Source organism: Novosphingobium sp. (assembly GCF_036820275.1).
Classification (GTDB): Bacteria; Pseudomonadota; Alphaproteobacteria; order Sphingomonadales; family Sphingomonadaceae; genus Novosphingobium.
In genome coordinates this window covers 1-23,429 of record NZ_DAISLT010000014.1, presented here as the reverse complement: position 1 = coordinate 23,429, position 23,429 = coordinate 1, and the positions used below count along the sequence as shown (strand labels likewise).

Genomic DNA, 23,429 nt, shown 5'->3' with positions numbered 1-23,429 from the left:
GAAGTCAAACACGCGCTTTCTTACCCGTCCCGTCGTGGGAAAGGCGCCCGGCAACCGCACCGAAATTCGCCGCGCTTTTCGGGCGTTGCGCTCGATTGCGCATCTGGTAGGGGTGAAGCACGGCGGGCGTTCGGGGCGGTGAACGGGCTTTGCGCCGCTATCGAAACCGCAAGAGTGCGTCAGGGGCGTTAGCAGATGGTCGTTGGTCGCCGATGACGGCGGAAGAGGACATCGTCGGGATCGAGGAAACGCGCCGTTACCGCGCGTTCCTGAGCTATAGCCATGTCGACGAGCGTTTCGCCGGCAAGCTGCATCGCTGGCTGGAATCCTATCGCATCCCTGCGCGCCTGGTAGGCACCGTTACCCGCTCTGGCGTCGTACCGCGGCGGTTGACGCCGATCTTCCGCGACCGTGCCGAGCTACCGGCAGCCTCCAGCCTCGACCAGGAAGTACGGCAGGCGCTGTCACAGTCCGATGTCCTGCTGGTGCTCTGCTCGCCCGCAGCGAGGAATTCGCGCTGGGTCGATGCCGAGATCGAGCTGTTCCGCAGCCTCCATCCAGACCGGCCGGTGATCGCCGCATTGCTGGAAGGCGAGCCGGAGGAGAGCTTCCCCGCCTCGCTGGTCGGCCCCGATGCCAAAGGCGTTACCCACGAGCCGATCGCGGCGGATTTCCGCGCCGATCACGACGGTCCGAAACTCGCCCGCCTGAAGATCGTCGCCGGGCTGACCGGAATCGCGCTCGACCAGATCATCCAGCGCGATGCGCAGCGGCAATTGCGCCGCGTGATCGCGATCACGCTTCTTACCGTCCTGCTTACTCTATCGATGGCCCTGATGCTGATCTTTGCGTTGCGTGCGCAGATGGAAGCCGAGCACCAGAGACGGCAGGCCGAAGGGTTGATCGAGTTCATGTTGACGGACCTCAGACAGAGGCTGGAAGGCGTCGGCCGTCTGGATGTGCTGCGATCCGTGAACGAGCGGGCGCTCGACTACTACGCCGACCAGTCCGACCTGAACGCGTTGCCGGTCGAATCGCTGGAGCGCCGTGCCCGCATTCTCCATGCCATGGGCGAGGACGATCACAAGCGCGGCGACTATGCCGGTGCCGTGGCCAAGTTCGCAGAGGCGCATCGCGTCACCGGCACGCTGCTGGCGGCCGCTCCCGGCGATGCCCCGCGCATTTTTGCCCATGCCCAGAGCGAATTCTGGCTTGGCTACGTGGATTTCATTGCCGGACGCCATGAAAAGGCGCTGCCGCGCTTCATCGCCTATCGTGCGCTGGCCGAACACCTGGTCCGTCTGGTGCCCGACAATCAGGCCTACTGGCGGGAACTCGCCTATGCCGAGGGCAACATTTGCACCATTGCTGTGACCCGCAAGGGGCCGCCGGACCAGCTTGCCGAATGCGGTAATGCACTCCACACGATGGAGCGGGTCGCCCGGCTGGCGCCGAAGGACCGCAGCGTCGATGCCGACATCGCCAACCGTCATGCCTGGATGGCCGATGCCTTGCGCGCGCAGGGCCGCGATGCCGAAGCCCTGCAGGAACGCGCGCAGCAGGCCGCGATCATCCAGCGGCTCATCAAGGAAGATCCGAAGAACGTGACTTACCAGCAGGACTGGATGCTGGCGCGCTATTCGAACTCGCAATTGCTCTATAGTCTCGGCGACAAGGCGCAGGCCCGTCGCATGAGAGAGGAAGCCCGGCGCGACGTCGCCCGGCTCATCGAATCCGATCCGGAAAACAACGATTGGCGGATGTGGCAGAGCAAACTGGCACGGCCGTTCGAAGATTGAGGTGAATGATGTCTACGCTTAATTATACCCAATACGGCTTGTCGCCGTCCATCGAACTGGGACTTTCGGACGATGCCGAAGTGATCCCGTTCAAGGTGACGCTGGAAGTCGATTGCGATGGCAAGATATCTTTGACCTACGGCGTCGTTGGCGAGGACGTGGACTACATCCCGATCACCTGCAACACCAAGGTCGAGGTCGAACTGGTCGGCGAGCAGCTCTACTTCTCGAAGGAGTGGGACGCGATCACCACCAAGGAAGCGCTGTCTTCCTATTATGGCGCTCTCGAATACAGCAATTACGATGAGGATCTGGATCGCTACAAGACGGTTACCTTCCAGGCGCGCTACAATCAGGGCGGCAAGCTGGGCACGAAGCATCGTTTCAACATCAACGTGGACCTGTTGCAGGGCACTCGCTGCGATCCCAAGTGGATCGGCCTGACGATCGATCCCGACATCAAGAACCCGCCGCCGAACAAGTTCTGAAGCCCGAATTCGCGTCTGGAGGTGCGAACGTGACTCTTCCTGCCCTTGCCAGAATCCGGCAGATCGCGCGCGCGGGGGATATTCGGCGGGCTTGGCGGATGTTCGAGGATGCCGGTCTTTCGGCATCCTCGGTTCCGGAGGCGCTGAGCCTCAAGGGCAGGCTTCTGAAGGACCGGGGCCTGCAGGCGCACGGCAGCCAGCGGGCGCAGCTGCTGGGAGAAGCGCAAAAGGCTTATCTCCAGGCGGCGGGCGATCGTTCGGCGACTTATCCGCTCATCAATGCGGCAACGATCGCGTTCCTGAACGATCGGTCCGAAGAAGCGCAAGGCATCGCGCGTCGAATTCTCGGCATTCTTTCCAGTGGTGCGCACGAAGCGGAAACCCGCTACTGGCTCGCTGCCACCGAGGCCGAGGCGCGGTTGCTGCTCGATGACCGGCCAGGAAGCCGTGCGGCTCTGGAACGCGCGATGCAGGCGGCGCCGCAGGCCTGGGAGGATCACGCCGTTACGCTGCGACAGTTCCGCCGGATACTGGAACGGCTAGGCCATGCGGCGGATTATTTCGACCACCTGCAACCGCCGCCGAGCCTCTATTTTTCGGGGATCATCGGACTTCCGCATGACGAGACGGAAGTGCGGAAGCGGCTCGAAAAGGCGTTGGATGAAATCCGGCCGGGTGCGGTCTTCGGGGCTTTGGCCGCCGGGACCGATATTCTCGTGGCGGAACTGGCGCAGGCGCGCGGTGCGCATCTCCATGTCGTCCTGCCGACCTCGGTTGCCCGTTTTCGTGACGTTTCGGTGGCGGACTACGGTGCTTCCTGGGGCGAACGCTTCGATCGGTTGATCGATGAGGCGGACGTGGTGGAAGCGCTCGCTACCAATGCCGGTCTTTCCGAAGCGGCTATCCTGAACGGCTCACGGGTGGCCATGGGGCTTGCCCTGCGGCATGCCCGCAATCTGGCGACCCGCGCGGTCGCTCTTCACGTCTCGCGTTCGACGGATGCGGCGGGATATTCGGAATCCGAATGGCGGGCGCGTGGCTTACCGGTTCGGGAGGTGGTTCTGGCGGACTCGCTGCCTGCACGCAGCGGCTGTCTCGATCCGGCTCTGAACCGCGCGATCATCGCATCGACGGAAGCGCTCCCGGTTCTTTCCGACAGCCGATCCGTTGCTGAAATCGTGGCGGATGGGGCAAGTATGCTGGCCTTCGATGACCTCGCCGCCGCAATGGAACATGCGGTTACGCTGTCACGTGCGATACCGGATATCCGGCTGGGCCTCGATCATCGCGCCGTGACGCCGGGTGAAGATCTGGAACTTTCGAGTGAATTGGCTATCTTGCTGGCCCGAGCGGCTCCGCCGGGGAGCATCTGCGCATCCTGGCCGCAGATTGCGGCGCTGGACCTGATCGCACCGGAATGTCGTTTCGAGTCGGCCGGAGAGATCGTCACGACGTTGGGCGACGTTCCGATCGGGCTCTATTGTCCCCCATCTTCCGCATCGCCTTCCTGACTGCCCGTTTTCAGCAGATCATTTCGGCCAGCATGCGCGGGGCGTGAATGGTCAATTGTTCCTCGTCCCGGCTGATGATCCCGCGGCGGATGAGGGCGGCGATGGCGCGGGATGCGGTTTCGCGAGTCGTATTGGCGCCCAGCGCCAGCGTAGTGACACGTGGCGGCGGGGCGATATGCTCGCGCCCATCGGCAAGGGCTACGAGTTCGGCATAGACTCGCCCGGCCGCGCTATAGGTCATACGTGTGACCATGCGGTCGAGCGCACGGTCGAGCTGCCGGGCAAGCAGGCGCGCCATGCCTGCGGCGATCTGCACGTTTTCCGCCACCAGTTCGGCAATCTTGCCCGCCTCGGCGCAGAGCAGCTGGCAATCGAGCAAGGCGTTGATCTCGGCGCGATGGACGGTCGGGGCCGGGTAGGCGCCGAAGAATTCGCCGGGACCGAACTGGGCGACTTGCTGGCGCTGTCCTTCCAGTCCGTAAGTCTCGACTCGCAGGGCGCCGTCGATCACCAGCCAGCAGTAATGCGAAGGTTCTCCCTGGCGGGCGAGAATGTCCTTTGCGGAAAGGCGTTGGGGGATGAGGACGCGCGCGAGCGCTTCGGCGGAATGCCGATCGCAGCGAAAAATCGCGGTTATCGCCTCGATCTGAACCTCGAAATCCAATGACACTGCCCCCGAGTCGAGCGTTCATCTCGACAGGCCGTCAATCGCCGGGCCGTCCCCATAACGACCATCGTCGATGATGCGACTGCAACCAGCCTAGCCAATTCTGGCACGGGATGGAATGCTGAGGTAGTCAAATCGCGGTCGGGTGTGATCCCGGTCACACGTCCTCACCATTTCGAAGCCTAAAACCAAAGTGCGACCCGAAGGCGGCTCGTAACAGAGCAGCCCCATTCCTGGCCCGGAGGTCTTATGGCCTTCGGGCCACTTTTTTGCGGCACTTCCGGCGCTGATTCTTGCGATCGAGGTTCTTCGATCGAGGTGCGACCCGCAGGGATGCGGGAGTGACGGGTTCTTTTTCGTCGCCCGGAAAAAGTGCCGCAGACAGTCGGAAGCGACAAGTGAAAGTACAGTCATTGCGGTGATAACCCGCTTATGGCGGTTGCGACCGGGCGGGCGGCAAGGAGAACTTCGCTCTCGCCGGTATGTCGACGAAAATACAGCGAAGTCATTCCGTTACATTCCGGGGCGAATTTCAGCGCAATCGATAGGCTTTTGTCGGCGGAAAGAAGACCGGATCGGTCCTATCTTAGGTCTGCGCCCAATGGAAAGCCCTGTCCTGAAACGATTGCATCGCTTCAGGACAGGGTCATTACCAGAGGCTGATCTTATTTGCGCGATGCCGCCGATGCATCGCGGGTGGCGCGGAATTCGCTGTCCTGCGACCAGTTCGGCCAGATGTGGCTGTTCGCGATACGATTGCCGAGGTTGTAGAGCAGCGTCAGGTCGCCGGTCCAGCTGCTGGTGTTCCAGGTGGCATCGTACTCGTCGGCGGGCTGGTGATAGCGGTCTCGGGTGTAGATGTCGGCCAGTTCCTTGCCGCGCGCAGCGCCGCCGTTCACCAGTTCGCTGCCCGAATCGTAGGAGATCGCGGGAACGCCGCGCTTGGCCATGGGGAAGTGGTCGGAGCGGTAGAAGCTGCCGGCTTCCGGCCGTGCATCCGGCGTGTAGTGGCGTCCGAGCTTGCCGCCTTCCTCGGTCAGCAGGGTCAGCAGATCCAGCTTGGCGGCGCCGGAGATGCTGAAGTCCAGGGTCTTTTCAGGCGCGAAGGGGCCGTCCATGTTGATGACCCCGGCGGTGGTCGCCAACGGTCGGAGCGGATTGTCGGCGTAGAATTCCGATCCGAGCAGGCCCTTTTCCTCGGCCGTCACGGCGAGGAACAGCACCGAGCGCTCGGGCTTCGCCTTGGCATAGGCGCGGGCGAGTTCGAGCAGGGCGGCGGTGCCGGAAGCATTGTCGAGCGCGCCGTTGTAGATGCGGTCGCCCTTGGCGTCGGGCAGGCCGATGCCGAGGTGGTCCCAGTGCGCCGAGTAGATCACCGTCTCGTCGGGATATTTCGAACCACGAACGAGGCCCGCCACGTTGTGCGAGGTGATGATTTCGGACTTCACGCCGTAGTTCGCGCTCATCGTCGCCTTGAGCGGGATGGGCTGGAAGTCCTTCTTGCGCGCGGCTGCCTTGGCGGCTTCGAAATCGATGCCGGAGGCCTTGAGCAGTTGGGCGGCGAGGTCCTTCTGGATCCAGCCTTCCATCTGGGTATGCGCGGCCTTGGGATCGGCGCGGACGATGTCGAACATCGTGTTGGTGTTGGAGTTCTTGACGGTGGCCCAGCCGTAGGAGGCAGGTTCGCTTTCGTGGACGACCAGCACGCCCGCAGCGCCCTGGCGCGCAGCTTCCTCGTACTTGTAGGTCCAGCGGCCGTAGTAGGTCATCAGCTTGCCGCCGAAATCGCCTTCACCGCCCTCGAAATCGGGATCGTTGACGAGCACGACCATGATCTTGCCCTTGAGGTCCACGCCCTTGAAGTCGTCCCAGCCGCGTTCCGGCGCCTTCACGCCGTAGCCGACGAAGACCAGCGGCAGGTCCTTGAAATCGACAGCGGTCTGGCCGGTTTCGGCGGCACGTACGGCGATCTGCTCGCCCTGCGACAGCGGCGCTGCGGCGGTGCCGATCGTCATCGAAAGCGTGGGTGTGCCGACGATGTTCGACATGCGCAGCGGCACGTCCTGGAACCACGAGCCTTTCTCTCCGGCGGGCTGGAGACCGGCGGCCTTCATCTGCGCGGCGAGGTAGTCGATGGTCTTCTTTTCCGCCGGGGTAGCGGGGCCGCGGCCTTCGAATTCGTCGCTGGCGAGCGTCTTGATGTCGTTCGAGACGCGCGCGATGTCGAACTTGGGCGCAGGGGCGGCAATCGCCGCGGCGGAAGCGGAAAGCAATCCGCCAAGGGCCAGCGCGCGCAGCGTCTTGCGCGCAAAACGGGAGGTCGGGGAAATCATCGGTACTCCTTTGCCGGTCGGCCGGAAGTTTATGGCATGCTGAATCGGTGCGATCCGCTGCCGCCGATGATGACGATCCCCGTCTGCTTGTCGATATGTATACTACGTGATTTCGACAGGTACGCGCGCTCCGTGGACTTCGGGCTGCAACGACGCGACGACTTCGCGGGCCAGCTTCGCCAGTTGTCCGGTCGGTCCTTCCAGTCCGGGCGCGGTCTGGAGAATGCAGGAGACATTGGGAAGATCGGGAAGCCCCTCTTCGACCAGCGGGGAATCGCGCAGGAACAGCGGAGTGCGGCAGGTCAGGCCGAGGCCGGCGTCGACTGCGGCGCGCAAGGCGGTGAGATTGGGCGTTTCCACCGAGATCCGGTAGGACCTGCCGGCATCTTCCAGCGCCCGGATCGCCGCCTCGCGAAAGCGGCAGGGCGGTTCCAGCACGGCGAGCTGGATCGTTTCCTGCTGGGCCAGTTCGGACTTGCCGTACCAGGCCATCGGCGTGCTGGCGATGGCGTTGGGATCGTTGTTGGCCGAAAATCCCAGAACGATGTCGAGCTGACGGGTTTCCAGCTGGCCGAGCAGTTCGGCGGTCCCGGCGACGCGTGAATAGAGCTGGGCTTCGGGGTGCAGCTCGGCAAAACGGGCGAGCAGGCCCGAAAGCATCATTTCGGCGAAGTCCTGCACCATGCCGATCCGCGCGGGTCCGGTGAACTGGCCGGCGGTGACGGCGGCGACGGCCTCGTCATGCAGGTTGAGGACCTTGCGGGCATAGTCGAGCATGAGTTCGCCGGAAGGGGTCAGCGTCAACCGCCGTCCTTCTCGGTGGAACAGGGTCTGCTGAAGCAGTTCCTCCAGTCGCTTGATCTGCAGGCTGAGCGCCGACTGGCTCACGAAGACCCGTTCCGAAGCATGGAGCATCGATCCGGTGTCAACGATTGCCACGAAACTTCGCAGGAGATTGGTGGGCAGATTGACGGGCATGACAGGATCTCTCGGAGCGGCGGACGAGGCAGGTATATGAGCTATTCTCAACTGAAACAGTAGAGAATATGTTTAGCGTTGCAAACCTCGTCTGCGCTTGCCGCGCGCGCTCCGCCGTGCGCCGAAGGGATTTCGGCGCACGGGGAAATCGTTTTGCAGGTTTTTTGGGAGTTTCGGCGTCCCGCCGTCAGGCGGCGGGGCGGAATGCCAGCCCGGATTCGGCCAGGGCGCGGCCTAGCAGGGCGGCCTGCTCGGGGGTGTTCCAGGCATGGAACGAGGCGCGCAGGCAGGTTCCGCGCACGTCGTAATGGAAGCCGCCGGGGGCAAGTGCGGCGCGGAGGCTGTCGATGTCCTCGAACGTGAGGCACAGCGTCCCGCCGCGATCGTCCATGGCAACGGGGCGTCCCGCCGCTTCGACGAAAGCGGTAATGCAGGCGCGGTTGTGGCGCTGGATCTCGCTCTGGCCGATGCTCATCACGGTCTCGATCCCGGCGCGGGCGAGTGCGAAGGGTGCGATCGAGGGACTGCCGCCCTGGAAGCGGCGGGCATCCGGCGCATGGCGGAAATGCCGGATATCGAACTCGTAGGGGTTCTCGTGCCCGAACCAGCCGAGATCGAGCGGTTCGAGCGTCGCGGTAAGGTTGTGGCGCAGCCAGAGCCAGGCCGCGCCGGGGCCGCCGCAGAGCCATTTCACACTCGATCCGATCACTGCGTCGATGGCCCATTCACGCGGGATGACGGGCAGGATGCCCGCCGACTGGGCGGCATCGACGATGGACAGCGCGCCGTGGCGGTGGGCCATGTTCGCGATCTCCGCAATGGGCGAGATCATGCCGGTGTTCGAATGAACATGCATGGCGACGACGGCGGCGATGCTGTCGTCGAAGTGACGTTCCCAGTTTTCCGGGTCTCCGGGCGATTGCGCTGCGGGGATGAAGCGGGTCTCGAAGCCGAGCCGCTCCAGTCCTTGCGCGACATAGCCGACCGTCGGGAAGGCCTGTTCGGACATCAGTACCCGGTTGCGGCCCGGTGTCGGACGCAGCCCCGAAAGCAGCGAGAACAGCGCCGAGGATACGCTCTGCTGGGGTGCGACTTCGGCGACATCCGCGCCGATCAGCGCGGCGACAGCGGTGCGGAATCGCTCGATTTCGTCCAGCCACGGCCCCCAGGCGGCGCCGCCGGTGGACTGCCACGGTGCGAGATAGCTCGCCTCCAGCACCTCCCGCGCCTTGCGGGGCAGGCAGCCGACGGAATGGGTGAGGAGATAGGGGCCGCCCTCGGGGACGTGGAACAGGTCATGCATGAATTCAGTGTTCCGCCTTTTCCGCAATGCTGTCGCGAACGCGGCCGTAGTCATGGCCCCATTCGTCGGTCATTTCCACGCGCACGTCCCAAAGTTCCGGGAAAAAGCGATGTTTCGCACCGGCTTGCAGGAGATCGACCGAACGCCCCTTGAGCGAGGCCGAACCCATGCCGATCGAGCGGTGGATCAGGAACAGGTGATGCCAGCGAAACTTGCCGAAAAGTTCGTCCAGCTCGATCAGCGCCTCGGCCACGGCATAGGCTTCGTCGTGGGCATAGCCGTGATCGTAGATGTCGCGCACGGTGCGCCCGGCGCCGGTGACATAGGCCTGATCGAAGGTCTCCCAGAGATCGGGAATGATCCGGAGCAGCACGCGGAAGCCCGGCGATTCCTGTCCGCTGCCGTTGCCGAGTTGCAGGCGGATCTGCTGGTATTCCTTGGGCGACATCGTTTCCAGCAGGTCGAGCTGGTCGGTCATCATGCGCATGATGCGATGGCAGCGGCCGAGCAAGGTCACGGCCCGGAACGCCTGCTTCTCGCGCATATATTCGTCCACCGCGACGACCGTGTAGGCCATCAGCTTCATCCAGAGTTCCTCTACCTGGTGGACGATCTGGAACTGGAGTTCGTCGGCATTGGCGAGGTCGTCGAAGGGCTTCTGGCAGGTCAGCAGCTTTTCGGTGTTGAGGTAGAGTTCGTAGTCGAGCGCGGCGGGCGCTTCGAGCAGTTCGTAGACCTTGCGGCGTTCCATGTTGTCTCCCCGGGGATTGTGTGGGAGGACAATAGCACTGCTCCTGCGGGACATTGGTCCCAATCGGTGGGCAGAATGCCTCGTGTGAAGAACATAAGGCGTGATATTGGAATTGTAGGGGAACGTTCGTTTCGATGCCGAAGGATCTGCCACTCGACGCGGCCGACAGGCGCATTCTCGCGGCGCTGGAGCACGATGCGCGGCTTAGTTTCGCAGGACTGGGCGATGCGGCGGGGCTGTCGAAAACGCCGAGCTGGAAGCGGGTGCAGGCCATGGAGAAGGCCGGGGTCATCACCGGCTACCGCGCCGTGATCGATCCGGCCGCGATCGGTCTCGGCACCAGCGCCTTCGTCCATGTCTCGATCGAATTCGACCGGCACGAGGCTTTCGAGCGCGCGGTCGTCGAGGAAGCGGCGGTGCTGACCTGCCATGCCGTCGTCGGCGATTTCGACTACATGCTTCATGTCATGACCGGCGGCGTGCCCGATCTCGACGATTTCCTGCGCAACCGCCTGCGCCGCCTTCCGGGCGTGCGCCATTTCAACACGACGCTGGCGATGCGCGACGTGAAGCCGCGCGCCTATCTCACCGATGCGGCGAGACAGGCACGCGATTGAGCTTCAGGCGTCCTCGACCTGATCGAGATAGGAAGCGTAGCCTTCGTCCTCCATCTCCTCGCGCGGCACGAAGCGCAGCGAGGCGGAATTGATGCAGTAGCGCAGGCCGCCGCGATCGAGCGGGCCGTCCTCGAAGACATGGCCTAGGTGGCTGTCGCCGTGGGCCGAGCGGACTTCGGTGCGGATCATGCCGTGGCTGCGATCGACGATGTCGTTCACGTTGGCCGGCTCGATCGGCTTGGTGAAGCTGGGCCAGCCGCAGCCGGATTCGTACTTGTCCGAGGAGGCGAAGAGCGGCTCCCCCGAGACGATGTCGACGTAGATGCCGGGCTTCTTGTTGTAGAGGTACTCGCCGGAGCCGGGGCGTTCTGTGCCGCTGTTCTGGGTGACGTGGAACTGCTCGGGCGTCAGGCGGGCAATGGCCTCTTCGGTCTTTTCGTAAGTCGGCATGCGGTGTTCTCCTTGGGCGCGAACATGGGGATCGGACGGGCCTGAGGGAAGGGCCGATCGGGCATTTCGGCAGCCTTGGGCGTGGAGAAAGAAAAACGGGCAGCGCAGGCGGGGTCGGGGGAGGGGGAATGACCTGCGCTGCCCGGCAAGGTGGAACCGGCTTTGGTCCGGTTCGAAGCTAGCAGGTCTCAGAAGAACCGCGGAAAGGGTCCCCGTTGCGGAGTCTGGTCGGGAAGATCGATCTCCACGTCGTCGACATAGCACCAGCCCCAACCCTCGGGCGGATCGTAGCCTTCGATGATCGGGTGGTGCGTCTGGTGGAAATGGGCGCGGGCGTGGCGGTGCGGGCTGTCATCGCAGCAGCCGACATGGCCGCAGCTTCGGCACAGGCGCAGATGGACCCAAGGGCTGCCGATCTTCAGGCATTCCTCGCAGCCGCGCGCGCTGGGGGTGACTTCGTTGATCGTCGAACTGTGGCGGCAGGAATTCATGGCGCGTCCTTTCGGGCGAAGAGGGCGTGGATCTGCGAAACGACCGCGGCGCCTTCGCCGACGGCGGCGGCGACCCGCTTGGTGGAGCCGGCGCGGACGTCGCCGATGGCGAAGACGCCGGGCATGGCGGTTTCCATGGGCAGTTTGGTATCGCTGCCGGTGACGACGAAGCCCTTGGCGTCCTTCTCGACCGGGGCGGGGAGCCAGTCGGAATTGGGATCGGCGCCAATGAACAGGAACATGTGGCGCAGAGGACGCTGCATGAGCGTACCGTCTCGGCTGCGGATGCCGACGGTGGAAAGCGTGCCGTCCTCATGCCCCTCCAGCGCGACGACTTCCGCGCCGACGTGGATCTCGACATTGGGCAGTTCGCCGATACGTTCGATCAGATAGCGCGACATCGTCTCTTCGAGGCCGCGCCGCACGATCAGGTGGAGCTTCTTCACTTGCGGAGCGAGGTAGACCACCGCCTGCCCGGCCGAATTGCCCCCACCCACGAGCGCCACTTCCTCGCCCGCGCAGAGCCGCGCCTCGATGGGCGAGACCCAGTAGGAAATGCCCGCGCCCTCGAAGCGTTCGAGGCCTTCGATCGCGAGGCGGCGATAGCGCGCGCCGGAGGCGATCACCACGCTCCGCGCTTTCACATGACCTTCGCGGGCGAGGTCGATGCGCAAGTGATCGTCCTCGGGTTCGAGGGCGGTGACGGTGACCGGAATGGCGATCCGCGCGCCGAACTTGAGTGCCTGGTTGAAGGCGCGCCCGGCGAGCGCCTGCCCGGAAATGCCGGTGGGAAAGCCGAGATAGTTCTCGATCCGCGCCGAGGCGCCTGCCTGTCCGCCCATGCTGCGCGCATCGAGCACGACGACCGACAACCCTTCCGAGGCCGCATAGACAGCCGCCGCCAGTCCGGCCGGACCGGCGCCGACGATCGCCACGTCATGAAGCATGTCCGGGTCGAGATGGGAGGTTAGGCCGAGGCAGGCGGCCAGTTCCTCTTCGCGCGGCCGCCGCAGGATCGAGCCGCTGGGGCAGACTACCAGCGGATACTGTGCTGGCTCGACGCCGAGCCGCTCGACGAGGGCCTTGCCTTCCTCGTCGCTGCTCACGTCGAGCACCAGCGAGGGATAACCGCTGCGGCGCAGGAATTCCTGAAGTCGCACGACGTCGGCGCTTTGCGGCACGCCGATGATGACCGGTCCGGCGCCGCTTTCCTCGATCAGGCCGACGCGGCGCAGGATCAGCGCGCGCATGACTTTCTCGCCCAGTTCGGCGGCGCCGATCATCAGGGCGCGCAGATGGGCGGCGTCGATGGGAAGCGCGATGCAACCTTCCGGTCCGGCGGTTCCGCCCGCGATCGAGGGACGGCCCGCAAGCTGGTTGATCTCGCCGCTGAACTGCCCGGGGCCGTGGGTTGTGATCCGGGCCTCCCGGCTGAGGCCGTCGCGCCGCTCGACTTCGATCGATCCTTCCAGCACCAGCCAGGTCGGTGCCTCGCGGTCGCCGATGGCATAGACGGTCTCGTCGGGAGAGAAATTCCGCAGCGGCCCGCTGGCGAAGCGCCGGGCGAGCGCGAGTTCCGGCGCTGAAAGCACCGGGAACATCTGGTCTTGGCGCGTCTCGATCGTAGTCATGGTGCCTCGTCTGGTGTGCGCGGTGCGCCAGGTGCCTGCTCGTCGGGGCCATCGCGGCCTTGTCCGCCCCTTTCATGTGATCGCTCCGGCGCGCCGCCGCCATCATACGCTGGTTGGGGGTTGGGGGCAGGCATGGTCGCCGCCCCCAACCCCCAACCCGAGCCTGTAATAACCAAACCAGCGTATGATGGAAAAGCGGGAAGCGTGGGGCGAAAAGGCGGCATTGCAAATGCTCCGCCCGCCGTTCGTCCCGGTCCGCCGAAAGCGACGGTTCCGGACCGGGCCGATCCAGAAGGAATGCACGATGTCGATGGTCCAACGCTCGTCGAACCGGGAAGGTCCCGGTAATCGCGCCGTCCAGTCTTTCGGCTCGCCAGGATCCGGCGAGGAGATAGAGGGCGAAAGCGATCACCGCATCGCCAACAACCTGCAATTGCTCATGGCCATGGTCGCGGCGGAGAAACGTGAGCTGGCGGACCCGGCCGCCGGTCTGGTGTTCGATCGTATGCTGGGCCGGATCGGTGCTATCGCGGGCGTGCACCGCCAGCTTACCCGCCCGCAGCAGACCGGATTCGTCGACGCGGGCGGCTACCTCCGGACTCTGGTGAACCAGATCGAGACGGGATGTTGCGACGTGGCGGGGGGAAGGCGGCTGACGGTCAGCGCCGACCCCGTTTCCGTGCCCGCGCGCCTGGCGGGGGCGATGGGGCTGATCGTCTCCGAATGCGTGCTCAATGCCTGCAAGTATGCCTATCCCGCGCAGAGGCCCGGTGAAGTGCGGATCGAACTGCGATTGGCCGGTCCTCACGCCCTGCGGTTGAGCGTGGAGGACGACGGCACCGGGAGATCGCAGGATGAAGGCGGCTCCGGCGGCTTCGGTACGCATTTGATGGAAGCGCTGGCGGCAAGGATCGAGGCGACCCTCGTTCGTGAAAACCTGCGTCCCGGAACGCGCATCGTGCTGGCCGTGCCGCTTGCCTGAGAGACAGGCCCTGCGGTTGACCTAAACGAAGGTTGTGGTTGCGTGCCGCTCAACTCGGCGGCAGTTTGTCGCGTCGGGGCCAGTATCGGTTCCCGGCAGGAGGAGGCAAGGCGCGGCGATGCCGAGGCAGGGGTGTTGGTGAACAGATTCTATGCCCTGGCGGGTGCGATACTGGCGCTGGGGATTTTCGCACTGGATGTCCTGAGCCCGCTTCAGGGCGCGGTGGCGGTGCTCTACGCGACCGTCGTCGTGCTGGCGGGGCGGACCCATTCGCGTGCCGTGGTCCTTGCCGCTGCCGCTTATTGTGCGTTGCTCGTCCTTGCCGGTTACGGCCTGTCGCACTGGGATGCGCCGATGGGCGCGCCGGCGATGCGCCTTGGCGTCAGCCTGGTCGCGCTGCTCGTCACGACGGTGCTGATCCTGCGCCAGCTTGCCGAAAGTGCCGAGCGGGAGCGTTCCGATGCACGGTACCGGACGATCTTCGCGGCCGCGGGCTTTCCGATATGGGAATCCGACTGGTCGGGCGCCTGGAGCCTGCTGCAGCACATGGGCGAGATCGACGAGCGCGTGGTCGAGATGGCGTTCGGCTCCGCGCGGGTGCGCAATGCCAACCATGCCGCCGCGCGGCTGTTCGGCCTCAGCGAGCGGGGCGAACTGATAGATGGAACGATCGGCGATTTCGCGACCCCGGCGGCTTTCGAATCGCTTGCCCGCATCTATGCCGGACTTCTGCGGGGCGAAGAGGCGGTCGAGGAGGAGACGCGGTTCGTCACGCGTTCGGGCGATGAGGTGGACGTGCTGCTTCAGGTCTCGCTGCCGCCCGATCATGGCGGCTGGAAACGTGTGCTGGTCATGGCCATCGACGTGACCGAGCGGAACCGCTCGCAGACCCGGTTGGCGCAGTCGCAGGCGGATCTGACGCACATGTCCCGCGTGACGACGCTTGGCCAGCTTGCCGCATCCATCGCCCATGAAGTGAACCAGCCGCTTTCTGCGATCATCACCTATGCGCGCTCGGGGCGCCGCTGGCTTGAAAAGGGGCTGGAGCAGGGGCTCGATCGAAATGCTGCGGCGGCCAGTGAAGTCGCCGACTGCCTCGAACACATCACCAGCAACGGCACCCGTGCGGCAGACGTGATCGCACGCATCCGCGAATTGGCGCGCAAGGCCGATCCCAAGCGGGAGGCGATTGCCTTCGCACCGCTCGTGGAGGAAACCCTGGCCCTGCTGCGGCGCGATCTCTTGACCCACGGCGTGGGCCTGCAAGTCGCGATCGATCCGGACTTCCCCGACCTGTTGGGAGACCGCGTGCAACTGCAACAGGTGCTGATGAACCTGCTCATGAACGGGGAGCAGGCCATGGCGGCAGTGGCGCCGGACGAGCGGGAACTGCACTTGCGGGCGACGCGCCGGTCGGAGGGAGACGTGATGATCGAGATCAGCGACCGGGGCAGCGGAATCGTGGGCGATCCGGAGGATCTGTTCCTGCCGTTCTTCACGACCAAGGGCGATGGCATGGGCATGGGGCTGGCGATCTGCCGCTCCATCGTCGAACAGCACGGCGGCACTTTGACCGCCGCGAACGTACCGGGCGGCGGAGCGGCTTTCCGGTTCTGCCTGCCGGTGCCGGTGGAAATGGTGCCGGCATGACGTCCTCGGAAACGAAACCTGCGACGGGCGAGGAGCCGGAAGGCTGCGTCTGCGTGCTGGACGACGATGCCGACGTGCGCGGCAGCATCGGCAGCCTGCTGCGGGCCAGCGGTTTCGAGGTAGCGCTTTTCGCTACGAGCGAGGCTTTCCTTGCCGCCGAACTGCCCGAGCAGGCGCGTTGTCTCGTCCTGGATATTCGCCTTGCGGGCGAAAGCGGGCTGGACTTCCAGGAGCGGCTCGCGGCCGAGGGCATCGCGGTTCCGGTGATCCTGATTACCGGCCACGGCGATATTCCGATGACCGTCCGCGCGATGAAGGCCGGTGCCGTCGATTTCCTGCCCAAGCCGTTCGACGAGGAACAGTTGCTGGCTGCCGTGCGCGCCGGGCTGCAAGCGGATCGCGCGCGCCGGTCCGTCCATGCCGACAATGCCGCGTTACGGCTCGGCTTCGAGACGCTGACTCCTCGCGAACGTGAAGTCATGGCCCTGGTCGTGACCGGGCTGATGAACAAGCAGGTCGCTGCGCGGCTCGACTTGTCCGAAATCACCGTGAAGATCCATCGCGGGAATGTGATGCGCAAGATGGCGGCGCAGTCGCTGGCCGACCTCGTGCGCATGGCCGAGCAACTCGGCGTGCGGGACGAGAGCATCACCCGCTACAGGAGCTGACGTCGCCTGGACCGGGATGTTGAACCGGGCGACGCCGGTGACGATCAGCGAAGGACCCGTGGCGACGAATACCGGCCCGCGCCGTTCAGCCTTGCGCATCCGTCATTGCGTCTTTTCGCGAAGCGGTCAGGCGGAGCATTGCATATCCCGCCAGGGCCGAAACGATCGAGCCGCAGAGGACGCCGATCTTGACTTCGTCGATCAGCGCCGGATCGCTGAAGGCAAGGCCGCCCACGAACAGGCTCATCGTGAAACCGATGCCGCAGAGTAGGCACATCCCGTAAGTCTGGAGCCAGGTGGCGCCGCTCGGACGCCGGGCGATGCCGAAGCGCGCGCAGAGCCACAGCGCCAGGAACACGCCGACCTGCTTGCCGAGGAACAGGCCCCCGGCCACGCCCATCGGCAGCGGCGCGAGCAGTTGTTCCGTGCCAAGCCCTGCCAGCGAGACTCCCGCATTGGCAAAGCCGAACAGGGGCACCACGCCATAGGCGACCCAGCCGTGAAGGCCGTGCTCAAGCCGGTGGAGCGGCGATTCCGCGCTGTCCGGCGCGCCCGGGGTGGCGCGGATCGGGATCAGGCTGGCCGCCAGCACACCGGCGATGGTGGCATGGACTCCCGAAAGCAGAACCGCCAGCCAGAGCAAGGCCGCCAGCACGAGATAGGGCCAGAGCCGTTTCACGCCGATACGGTTGAGCACGAACATGACGCCCATGACGATCCCGGCGGCGAGCAGGGCGGCGCCCTTGATCTGGCTGGTATAGGCCAGCGCGATCACCGCGACCGCGCCCATGTCGTCGACGATCGCCACGGTGGTCAGAAACAGCTTGAGCGAGGCGGGCACCCGTTTGCCGAGAATGGCCATGACGCCGATCGCGAAGGCAATGTCGGTAGCGGCGGGAATGGCCCAGCCGCGCGCGAGGCCGGGTGTCGAGCCGGCAATGGCGAGATAGATCAGTGCGGGGCAGATCATGCCCGCCGCGGCGGCTATCGCGGGAAGGGCGCGGTCGGACCAGTTCGACAGGTGCCCGTCGACGAACTCCCGCTTGATCTCCAGGCCCACGAGCAGGAAGAACAGCGCCATCAGGCCGTCGTTGATCCAATGCGTCAGCGACAGGGAGAACCACGGTGGGCCGACTCTGAAGTGCAGGGCGTGAAAATAGCTTTCGGCCAGCGGGCTGTTGGCCACGATCAGCGCCAGCGCCGCCGCGCCCATCAGCAGAATACCGCCGGAGGCTTCGCTGCGCAGGAAGGCGCGAAGGGCGGAACGGGGGCGCTTGGAAAGGATCATCGATCGGTAGCGGTCGCTCGGTAAGGCACTGGGCAAAGGCGGGAAGCTGTGAGGATACTGCGATGCTCAGCCTAGACGCAATGGCAGTACGTTGCCACAGGGACCGGCCTCGCCCTTAACACCTGAGTATGATGGTATTGGCCTGACCGTCTTGCCAATTGGAATGAGGGTTGAATGGAACCACGGCCCTGTCCGAAGGTTTCGCCCGAGATAACTGGAGTATGCATTGGTCGCCCCCCTAGATAACAGCCCGCTGACGCGGCCGCTCGTGGCCGTGGTGGACGATGATGCCGGGGTGCGCGGCAGTCTCGACAGCCTGCTTCGTTCGGAGGGGCTGACGAGCATCGGCTTCGCCCGCGCAGAGGACCTGCTGGCCAGCGACCTGCTGCGGCATGTCACGACGATCGTCACCGACCTGCACATGCCGGGCATGACCGGGCTGGCGATGCAGGCGGAGTTGCGGCGTCGCAACTGCCCGCAGCCGGTTATCGTGATGACCGGCTATCCGACCGATGCGGCGAGGGAGCAGGCGATGTCGGCCGGTGCCAGCGCCTTTCTTGCCAAGCCGATCGATCCGGATGTCCTGCTTGCCGCGATCGTGGCCGGGCTGAACTGAAGCGGATGGAAAGCGCCCGTCAGGGCGTCGTTGCAGCAGGCGCCTCGGTCGGCACCGGAGCGGCGCTGACCGGTTCTACGCCATTCGGTTCTGCGCCGGTAGGGGCTGCGTCCGTAGGGGCCACCGGCGCCGGTTCGGTACCTTGCGGCGACAGGGTCCCGTCAGTCTTGCCGGGCGTCTTCAGGCCGGGGCCGTAGACCGGCACCACGTCCGGCACGGTGCGCCCGTGAAGCGCTTCGATTTCCGCCTCGCGCTGCTTGAGGTAGAGATCGCGGTAGGCGGCATAAGGCCGGTCTTCCTTCCGGATCTTGTTGATCTGTTCGTCGAAGGCGGCACGTTCGCCAAGCTGGTTCATGATCGTCATCGGCAGGACGACTGCAGGCTTGGTGAAAGGCTTGCCGACGGCGGCAGGCAGCAGGAGCTTGTCCACCGTATCGCCGACGATATCGCGAAGTGTCGTCGGGCCGACGATCGGCAGGTAGAAATACGGTCCCGGCCCGACGCCGTAATAGCCCAGCACATTGGCAAGGCCGTTGGGGCGATACGGCAGGTTGAACGGCTTCTTCTTCGCGACATCGACGAAACCGGCGACGCCGAGCGTGGTGTTGATGACGAAGCGGCCCGCCGTTTCGGCGGCCTTGCCCGGCTTGAACTGGAGCAGGTAGGCGGCGAAGACCACCGGCTCGCCCAGGTTGCTGAAGAAGTTGCGCAGGCCCTTGCGGACGGGGCGGGGCAGGCCCTTGTTGTAGGCCTTGGCCACGGGTTCGAGCACGGCCTTGTCGACCGCTTGCACGGCCTTGAAGGATTCGACGTTGAGGTGTTGCAGCGGGTCACCGGGCGGTGCCGGTTCCGGGCGCGTGACGACGATGACCGACTCGGGGCCCGTTTCTGGGCTCGCAGCGGGATCGCCGGGCGCGGTTGCCGGGGCCTCCGGAGCGGGAGCAGGCTCGCCAGGCAGCGGAGCCGGTGAATTCTGGGACTCCGGCGCTCCGGCCATCTCGCCAGTTGCAGCAAGCGGTGCATCGGCGGCGGTTCCCGCGGCGTCCTGCAACGCCATGGGAGCGGGCATGTAGGCGGGCGCGTCGGGAACCGGCTGGCCCGTCATCAGGATCACGACGGCAGCGGCCGGCAAACTCATTTCTTGGTCCTTAGCATGTTGCCGCCACGGCTGCGAAGATCATTTCGCGGAGACGCAATTTCCGGCTTTCCTCCCGGCGGCTAGGCCGGATTTCCCTATCCGTCAATTGCACCGACGGATCGACTGCTTGCGAAAGACGACCCGCCCGGTGGGCCGGATAGCCAAATGGGGGCAGGGCGTTGCCAGAGCGCGCCAAACCGCCTATGGGCATTTCCAGCATCAAGAGTTGGGGCGACGCCCAACGCCAACCTGCCGATCCGGGCAAGGTGGCACTCCGCAAGGAGGATGTGGCCGACCCGGCAATCGAACGGATCAAGCCACCAGCGTCGTCCCGGAATTGAGGACCGACGCGAAGTGCCGATCAAGATACCCGACGACTTGCCCGCCCGTTCCATCCTGGAGAACGAAGGCGTGGCCGTCATGCGCGAAAGCGATGCGGTGCGGCAGGACATCCGCCCGCTGCGGATCGGACTGCTCAACCTCATGCCCGACAAGGTCAGCACCGAAACGCAGCTCGCCCGCCTGCTGGGCGCGACGCCGCTCCAGATCGAGCTGACGCTGGTGCGGATCAGCGATCATGTCGCCCGCAACACCTCGGCAGAACATCTCGAAGCCTTCTACCGCCCCTGGCGCGATGTCGAGCACGAGCGGTTCGACGGCTTCATCATCACCGGCGCCCCGGTCGAGCGGCTGGCCTTCGACGAGGTGCGCTACTGGCCCGAACTGCGCCGCATCTTCGACTGGACACGCAGCCACGTCCATAGCTGCCTGACGATCTGCTGGGCGGCGCAGGCTTTCCTCCACCACTTCCACGGCGTGCCCAAGCACGAACTTCCCGCCAAGGCCTTCGGGGTCTATCCCCACCGCAACCTCGCCCCGAACTCGCCGTTCCTGCGCGGGATATCGGACAGCTTCGCGGTGCCGGTCTCGCGCTGGACCCAGGTTCGCAAGGCGGATCTGCCGGAGGGCGGCAGTCTGCAGGTGCTGGCCGAAAGCGACGAAGCGGGTCTCTGCCTGCTCCATGACCGGGCGGACCGGGCGGTGCTGATGTTCAATCACCTCGAATACGATGTGGATACGCTTGGCAACGAGTATTGCCGCGACGGCGGTCCGGTGCCGGTAAACTATTATCCCGACGACGATCCCGCGCAGCCGCCGGTCAATGCCTGGCGAAGCCACGGACACTTGTTCTTCGGCAACTGGATCAACGAGATCTACCAGACCACGCCGTTCGATGGGGCGTTGATCGGTGGCGGAATTCCGAAGGAACGGATGGCTGAACTCGATCCGGCCTGACGCCAAGTTCGAGCGCGATCGATTTTTTTCGGAATAATATGAACGTTTTGTAAGTTTCTGTTGATGGGATTGGTGGGGTGCGAGGTGCACTCCCGCCGATGGGCTGTCGGCCGTCCTATAATGGCACTGCCCCCCTTTGTCCCAAAACAGGACTTCCATGCAGTTCCCCTCCTCCGCTGGGCTCGTCCTGGCGCTGTTTCTGTCCGTCGCTGCCCCGGTCGCTGTCCCGATCACTGCCCATGCCGCCACCGACACGCCCGACTTCACCGTCTCGGGCGCGGCGACGATCATCAGCGACTATCGCTTCCGCGGCATTTCGCTGACCGGCAAGGACCCGGCCGTCCAGGCGACGATCAACGTGAGCCACTCCAGCGGGGTCTATGTCGGCACTTGGGCGTCCTCGCTCGACATGGGCGACCGCTACGGCCCGACAGAAGTGGATTTCTACGCCGGCTGGGCAGGCGCCGTGGCGCCCCGGACGACGCTCGACACGATGCTGGCCTATTACAGCTATCCCGGCGGGGAGGGCTCGGGGAAGATCGAGTACCTCGAAGCCACCACCAAGCTCACGCATGATTTCGGCCCGCTGAGCGCCACGGTGGGTTCCGGCTACAGCTGGAGCCAGGCCGCGCTCGGCGGCGATCACCTCTACCTCTTCGGCGATACCGCCGCGCCGATCCCCGGCACGCCGCTGACCCTGCGCGCCCATGGCGGCCGCAGCAAGGGGGCGATCAGCCCGAAGCCCGGCGGTTACTACGACTGGTCGCTGGGCGCCGATGCCGCGCTGGGACCGGTCACGCTGGGCCTGGCCTACATCGACACCAATCTGCGCCGCAATCCGGCCGCCACTGCCGCCGCGCTCTTCTCCGTCACCGCGGCCTTTTGATCTACCTTCCAGGAGCTGGAAAATGAGAGACTTGTTCAGTCGCATGCATATTGCAGGCAAGCTGATGACGGTTGCCGGTCTGGCGATCGCCGTTCTGCTGCTGCTCGGCTTCACCGCCGTCGTCTTCGAGACCGGTTCGGAGGTCGGCAAACTGTCCGACCAGTCGGCGATCGCCCAGGCCGATGCCGAGGGCAATCAGGTCGAAACGGAAGTCGCCAATTTCGCAGGCACGGCCCGGACGCTGGCATCGACGCTGGGCAACATGCACGAGCGCGGCACGCGCGATCGCGGGCTGGCCGTGAGCGTTCTCAAGACCGATCTCCTCAAGTCGAAAGTCGCGCAAGGCACCTGGACGATGATCCTGCCGGATCAGTGGGACGGCGGCGACGCGGGCAAGGCCGGTCAGCCGGGTTCGGGCAGCAACGGCAGCTTCAGCCCCTATTGGGTGAAGACCAACGGCGCGCTCACCATGGCGCCGAACAACGAAAGCGACGCTTACCAGAAGCCCTATTTCCGTAAGGCGGTAGACAGCGGCGAAGGGGCTATCGTCGATCCCTATGCCTACGATGTGAACGGCACGACGATGCTGATGACATCGATCACTTATCCGGTCCGCTCCGGAAACCGCGTGATCGGCGTCGCCGGTGTGGACATGGATCTGGGCGGCGTTTCCGAGCGTCTCTCGAAGCTCAAGCCGTTCGGCACCGGCCGGATCATGCTGCTGTCTACCGCTGCGACATGGGTGGCCAATCCCGACCCGGCGAAGCTGGGCAAGCCCTATGAAGGCGCCGGGCTGGACGAAGTGAAGGCGGCCCTCAGCAGCGGCCAGACGCAAGTCGTTTCCGATCTCGATGTGGACGGCGTACCCACGCGCCGCGTGATCCAGCCGGTCGTGCTCGAAGGTCTGAACACGACCTGGGCGCTGGTGCTGGACGTTCCCGAAGCGACGATCTCCGCGCCGGCGCGCAGCATGGCGTGGCAGCTGGTGATCGGCGGTCTGGTCATCGTCGCCGCCGTGCTCGCCAGCCTGTTCTACGCGGCAGGCGGCATCATCGGCCGTCCGATGGCCAAGCTCAGCAGCGCCGTCGACCGGCTCGCCAAGGGTGAGAACTGCGCGATCCCCGAGCTGGGTCGTCAGGACGAGATCGGCACGATGGCCCGCGCCGCCGACGTGTTCCGTCAAGCCGCCGCCGACCGCGCCGAAGCCGATCACCGCGCCGCCGAAGAACAGAAGATCGTCACCACCGCTGTCGGCGACGGTCTCGACGCGCTGCGCCAGGGTGATCTCACCCGCGAGATCGCCGTGGCCTTCCCGGCCGGCTATGCTGCGCTCAAGGACAACTTCAACGCCGCGCTCGGCGAACTGCGTCGCATGATCGGGGCGGTCGCCAACAGCGCGGGCGGCATCCAGACCGGCTCGGCGGAAATCGCCCAGGCTTCCGAGGATCTCGCCCGCCGCACCGAAGCCAATGCCGCCAGCCTGGAGGAAACCTCCGCCGCGCTCGTCCAGATCGACCAGCGGCTCAAGGCTTCGGCCACGGCTTCCTCGCAGACGGTGCGCCGCGCCGACGAAGCGCTCTCGACCGTCTCGGGCGGGCGTGCGGTTGCCGGAGAAGCCGTCGCGGCGATGGACCGCGTCAGCCTCAGCGCCAAGGGCATCGACTCGGTGATCGAAGGGGTCGACAAGATCGCCTTCCAGACCCGCGTCCTTGCGATGAACGCCGCCGTCGAGGCGGGCCGGGCGGGTGATGCCGGGCGCGGTTTCGCGGTCGTCGCCGACCTCGTCTCGGCGCTCGCCATGCGCTCGGAGGAAGAGGCCAAGCGTGCCCGTGAGCAGCTTACCGCGACCCAGGCCGACATCGGCACCGCGGTCGATGCGGTGCAGC

Annotated in this window: 21 protein-coding genes and 1 riboswitch; of the genes, 11 read left to right on the top strand and 10 right to left on the bottom strand. The window is 65.2% G+C overall.

The annotated features are described in order from the left end of the window. Window positions 1–212 precede the first annotated feature (212 nt). The 3 genes from V7066_RS12855 to V7066_RS12845 are packed head-to-tail and all read left to right on the top strand — an operon-like array spanning window position 213 to window position 3,798. Window positions 213–1,799 carry a toll/interleukin-1 receptor domain-containing protein gene (locus V7066_RS12855; RefSeq protein WP_334183437.1) on the top strand — a complete coding sequence of 529 codons (1,587 nt, stop codon included), beginning with the start codon at window positions 213–215 and terminating at the stop codon, window positions 1,797–1,799. 5 nt (window positions 1,800–1,804) lie between these two features. Then, window positions 1,805–2,287, top strand: coding sequence for a nucleotide synthetase (locus tag V7066_RS12850; RefSeq protein ID WP_334183436.1), 483 nt, complete (start codon window positions 1,805–1,807; stop codon window positions 2,285–2,287). A 29-nt stretch (window positions 2,288–2,316) separates the two neighbouring features. Further along, complete coding sequence (locus V7066_RS12845) at window positions 2,317–3,798, top strand: TRAFs-binding domain-containing protein (protein ID WP_334183435.1); 1,482 nt, start codon at window positions 2,317–2,319, stop codon at window positions 3,796–3,798. A 10-nt stretch (window positions 3,799–3,808) separates the two neighbouring features. Here the strand turns inward: V7066_RS12845 and V7066_RS12840 are convergent, their stop codons facing one another. From V7066_RS12840 to V7066_RS12820, 5 genes are all read right to left on the bottom strand, one after another. Continuing rightward, the gene (locus V7066_RS12840) at window positions 3,809–4,468 is read right to left on the bottom strand and encodes a Crp/Fnr family transcriptional regulator (RefSeq protein ID WP_334183434.1); all 660 of its coding nucleotides are present in this window, start codon (window positions 4,466–4,468) and stop codon (window positions 3,809–3,811) included. A 662-nt stretch (window positions 4,469–5,130) separates the two neighbouring features. Further along, a complete protein-coding gene (locus V7066_RS12835) occupies window positions 5,131–6,798 on the bottom strand; it encodes a M28 family metallopeptidase (RefSeq protein ID WP_334183433.1) in 1,668 nt (555 codons plus the stop codon). Window positions 6,799–6,900: 102 nt separating this feature from the next. Next, window positions 6,901–7,776, bottom strand: coding sequence for a LysR substrate-binding domain-containing protein (locus V7066_RS12830; RefSeq protein ID WP_334183432.1), 876 nt, complete (start codon window positions 7,774–7,776; stop codon window positions 6,901–6,903). A gap of 187 nt (window positions 7,777–7,963) precedes the next feature. Further along, on the bottom strand, window positions 7,964–9,079 hold the full coding sequence (locus V7066_RS12825; RefSeq protein ID WP_334183431.1) for an aminotransferase class V-fold PLP-dependent enzyme: 1,116 nt from the start codon (window positions 9,077–9,079) through the stop codon (window positions 7,964–7,966). 4 nt (window positions 9,080–9,083) lie between these two features. After that, window positions 9,084–9,830 (bottom strand): tryptophan 2,3-dioxygenase family protein, encoded by a 747-nt coding sequence (locus tag V7066_RS12820; protein WP_334183430.1) that lies wholly within the window; start codon window positions 9,828–9,830, stop codon window positions 9,084–9,086. A 134-nt stretch (window positions 9,831–9,964) separates the two neighbouring features. Between V7066_RS12820 and V7066_RS12815 the strand changes: the two genes are divergently transcribed. Continuing rightward, window positions 9,965–10,447, top strand: coding sequence for an Lrp/AsnC family transcriptional regulator (locus V7066_RS12815; protein ID WP_334183429.1), 483 nt, complete (start codon window positions 9,965–9,967; stop codon window positions 10,445–10,447). A 3-nt stretch (window positions 10,448–10,450) separates the two neighbouring features. On the opposite strand, the gene msrB is transcribed toward V7066_RS12815, so the two are convergent. The 3 genes from msrB to V7066_RS12800 all read right to left on the bottom strand — a co-directional run bounded on the left by msrB (window position 10,451) and on the right by V7066_RS12800 (window position 13,019). Continuing rightward, window positions 10,451–10,897, bottom strand: a complete 447-nt coding sequence (gene msrB, locus V7066_RS12810) for a peptide-methionine (R)-S-oxide reductase MsrB (RefSeq protein WP_334183428.1) — start codon at window positions 10,895–10,897, stop codon at window positions 10,451–10,453. Between the two features lie 188 nt (window positions 10,898–11,085). Continuing rightward, window positions 11,086–11,388: a UBP-type zinc finger domain-containing protein gene (locus tag V7066_RS12805; protein WP_334183427.1), complete on the bottom strand. Its 303-nt coding sequence runs from the start codon at window positions 11,386–11,388 to the stop codon at window positions 11,086–11,088. Beyond that, on the bottom strand, window positions 11,385–13,019 hold the full coding sequence (locus V7066_RS12800; protein ID WP_334183426.1) for an FAD-dependent oxidoreductase: 1,635 nt from the start codon (window positions 13,017–13,019) through the stop codon (window positions 11,385–11,387). Before V7066_RS12800 ends, V7066_RS12805 begins: the two co-directional genes overlap by 4 nt. Window positions 13,020–13,323: 304 nt before the next feature. Between V7066_RS12800 and V7066_RS12795 the strand changes: the two genes are divergently transcribed. The 3 genes from V7066_RS12795 to V7066_RS12785 all read left to right on the top strand — a co-directional run bounded on the left by V7066_RS12795 (window position 13,324) and on the right by V7066_RS12785 (window position 16,319). Beyond that, on the top strand, window positions 13,324–14,001 hold the full coding sequence (locus V7066_RS12795) for a sensor histidine kinase (RefSeq protein ID WP_334183425.1): 678 nt from the start codon (window positions 13,324–13,326) through the stop codon (window positions 13,999–14,001). Window positions 14,002–14,139: 138 nt separating this feature from the next. Next, window positions 14,140–15,651: a sensor histidine kinase gene (locus V7066_RS12790; RefSeq protein WP_334183424.1), complete on the top strand. Its 1,512-nt coding sequence runs from the start codon at window positions 14,140–14,142 to the stop codon at window positions 15,649–15,651. Continuing rightward, the gene (locus V7066_RS12785; RefSeq protein ID WP_334183423.1) at window positions 15,648–16,319 is read left to right on the top strand and encodes a response regulator transcription factor; all 672 of its coding nucleotides are present in this window, start codon (window positions 15,648–15,650) and stop codon (window positions 16,317–16,319) included. The genes V7066_RS12790 and V7066_RS12785 overlap by 4 nt, the downstream gene beginning before the upstream one ends. 85 nt (window positions 16,320–16,404) lie before the next feature. Here V7066_RS12785 and nhaA read toward each other — a convergent pair whose 3' ends face one another. Then, entirely contained in the window at window positions 16,405–17,607 is a 1,203-nt protein-coding gene (nhaA, locus tag V7066_RS12780) for a Na+/H+ antiporter NhaA (RefSeq protein ID WP_334183422.1), read from the bottom strand. Between the two features lie 226 nt (window positions 17,608–17,833). Between nhaA and V7066_RS12775 the strand changes: the two genes are divergently transcribed. Next, the gene (locus tag V7066_RS12775) at window positions 17,834–18,223 is read left to right on the top strand and encodes a response regulator transcription factor (RefSeq protein ID WP_334183421.1); all 390 of its coding nucleotides are present in this window, start codon (window positions 17,834–17,836) and stop codon (window positions 18,221–18,223) included. 19 nt (window positions 18,224–18,242) lie between these two features. On the opposite strand, the gene V7066_RS12770 is transcribed toward V7066_RS12775, so the two are convergent. After that, window positions 18,243–19,361: an MlaA family lipoprotein gene (locus V7066_RS12770; protein ID WP_334183420.1), complete on the bottom strand. Its 1,119-nt coding sequence runs from the start codon at window positions 19,359–19,361 to the stop codon at window positions 18,243–18,245. Between the two features lie 211 nt (window positions 19,362–19,572). Further along, a riboswitch (SAM-I-IV-variant riboswitch) is annotated at window positions 19,573–19,678 on the top strand. A gap of 37 nt (window positions 19,679–19,715) precedes the next feature. Between V7066_RS12770 and V7066_RS12765 the strand changes: the two genes are divergently transcribed. The 3 genes from V7066_RS12765 to V7066_RS12755 all read left to right on the top strand — a co-directional run. Next, window positions 19,716–20,657, top strand: a complete 942-nt coding sequence (locus tag V7066_RS12765) for a homoserine O-succinyltransferase (protein ID WP_334183419.1) — start codon at window positions 19,716–19,718, stop codon at window positions 20,655–20,657. A 157-nt stretch (window positions 20,658–20,814) separates the two neighbouring features. Next, window positions 20,815–21,543, top strand: a complete 729-nt coding sequence (locus V7066_RS12760) for a TorF family putative porin (protein WP_334183418.1) — start codon at window positions 20,815–20,817, stop codon at window positions 21,541–21,543. 22 nt (window positions 21,544–21,565) lie between these two features. Beyond that, window positions 21,566–23,429: methyl-accepting chemotaxis protein (locus V7066_RS12755; RefSeq protein WP_334183417.1), on the top strand; the 1,864-nt coding region annotated here is incomplete at its 3' end.

Coding starts and splice junctions, on each gene's coding strand:
- V7066_RS12855 (WP_334183437.1), top strand. CDS start 213: ATGACGGCGGAAGAGGACATCGTCGGGATCGAGGAAACGCGCCGTTAC.
- V7066_RS12850 (WP_334183436.1), top strand. CDS start 1,805: ATGATGTCTACGCTTAATTATACCCAATACGGCTTGTCGCCGTCCATC.
- V7066_RS12835 (WP_334183433.1), bottom strand. CDS start 6,798: ATGATTTCCCCGACCTCCCGTTTTGCGCGCAAGACGCTGCGCGCGCTG.
- V7066_RS12830 (WP_334183432.1), bottom strand. CDS start 7,776: ATGCCCGTCAATCTGCCCACCAATCTCCTGCGAAGTTTCGTGGCAATC.
- V7066_RS12825 (WP_334183431.1), bottom strand. CDS start 9,079: ATGCATGACCTGTTCCACGTCCCCGAGGGCGGCCCCTATCTCCTCACC.
- V7066_RS12820 (WP_334183430.1), bottom strand. CDS start 9,830: ATGGAACGCCGCAAGGTCTACGAACTGCTCGAAGCGCCCGCCGCGCTC.
- V7066_RS12815 (WP_334183429.1), top strand. CDS start 9,965: ATGCCGAAGGATCTGCCACTCGACGCGGCCGACAGGCGCATTCTCGCG.
- msrB (WP_334183428.1), bottom strand. CDS start 10,897: ATGCCGACTTACGAAAAGACCGAAGAGGCCATTGCCCGCCTGACGCCC.
- V7066_RS12805 (WP_334183427.1), bottom strand. CDS start 11,388: ATGAATTCCTGCCGCCACAGTTCGACGATCAACGAAGTCACCCCCAGC.
- V7066_RS12800 (WP_334183426.1), bottom strand. CDS start 13,019: ATGACTACGATCGAGACGCGCCAAGACCAGATGTTCCCGGTGCTTTCA.
- V7066_RS12795 (WP_334183425.1), top strand. CDS start 13,324: ATGTCGATGGTCCAACGCTCGTCGAACCGGGAAGGTCCCGGTAATCGC.
- V7066_RS12785 (WP_334183423.1), top strand. CDS start 15,648: ATGACGTCCTCGGAAACGAAACCTGCGACGGGCGAGGAGCCGGAAGGC.
- nhaA (WP_334183422.1), bottom strand. CDS start 17,607: ATGATCCTTTCCAAGCGCCCCCGTTCCGCCCTTCGCGCCTTCCTGCGC.
- V7066_RS12770 (WP_334183420.1), bottom strand. CDS start 19,361: ATGAGTTTGCCGGCCGCTGCCGTCGTGATCCTGATGACGGGCCAGCCG.
- V7066_RS12760 (WP_334183418.1), top strand. CDS start 20,815: ATGCAGTTCCCCTCCTCCGCTGGGCTCGTCCTGGCGCTGTTTCTGTCC.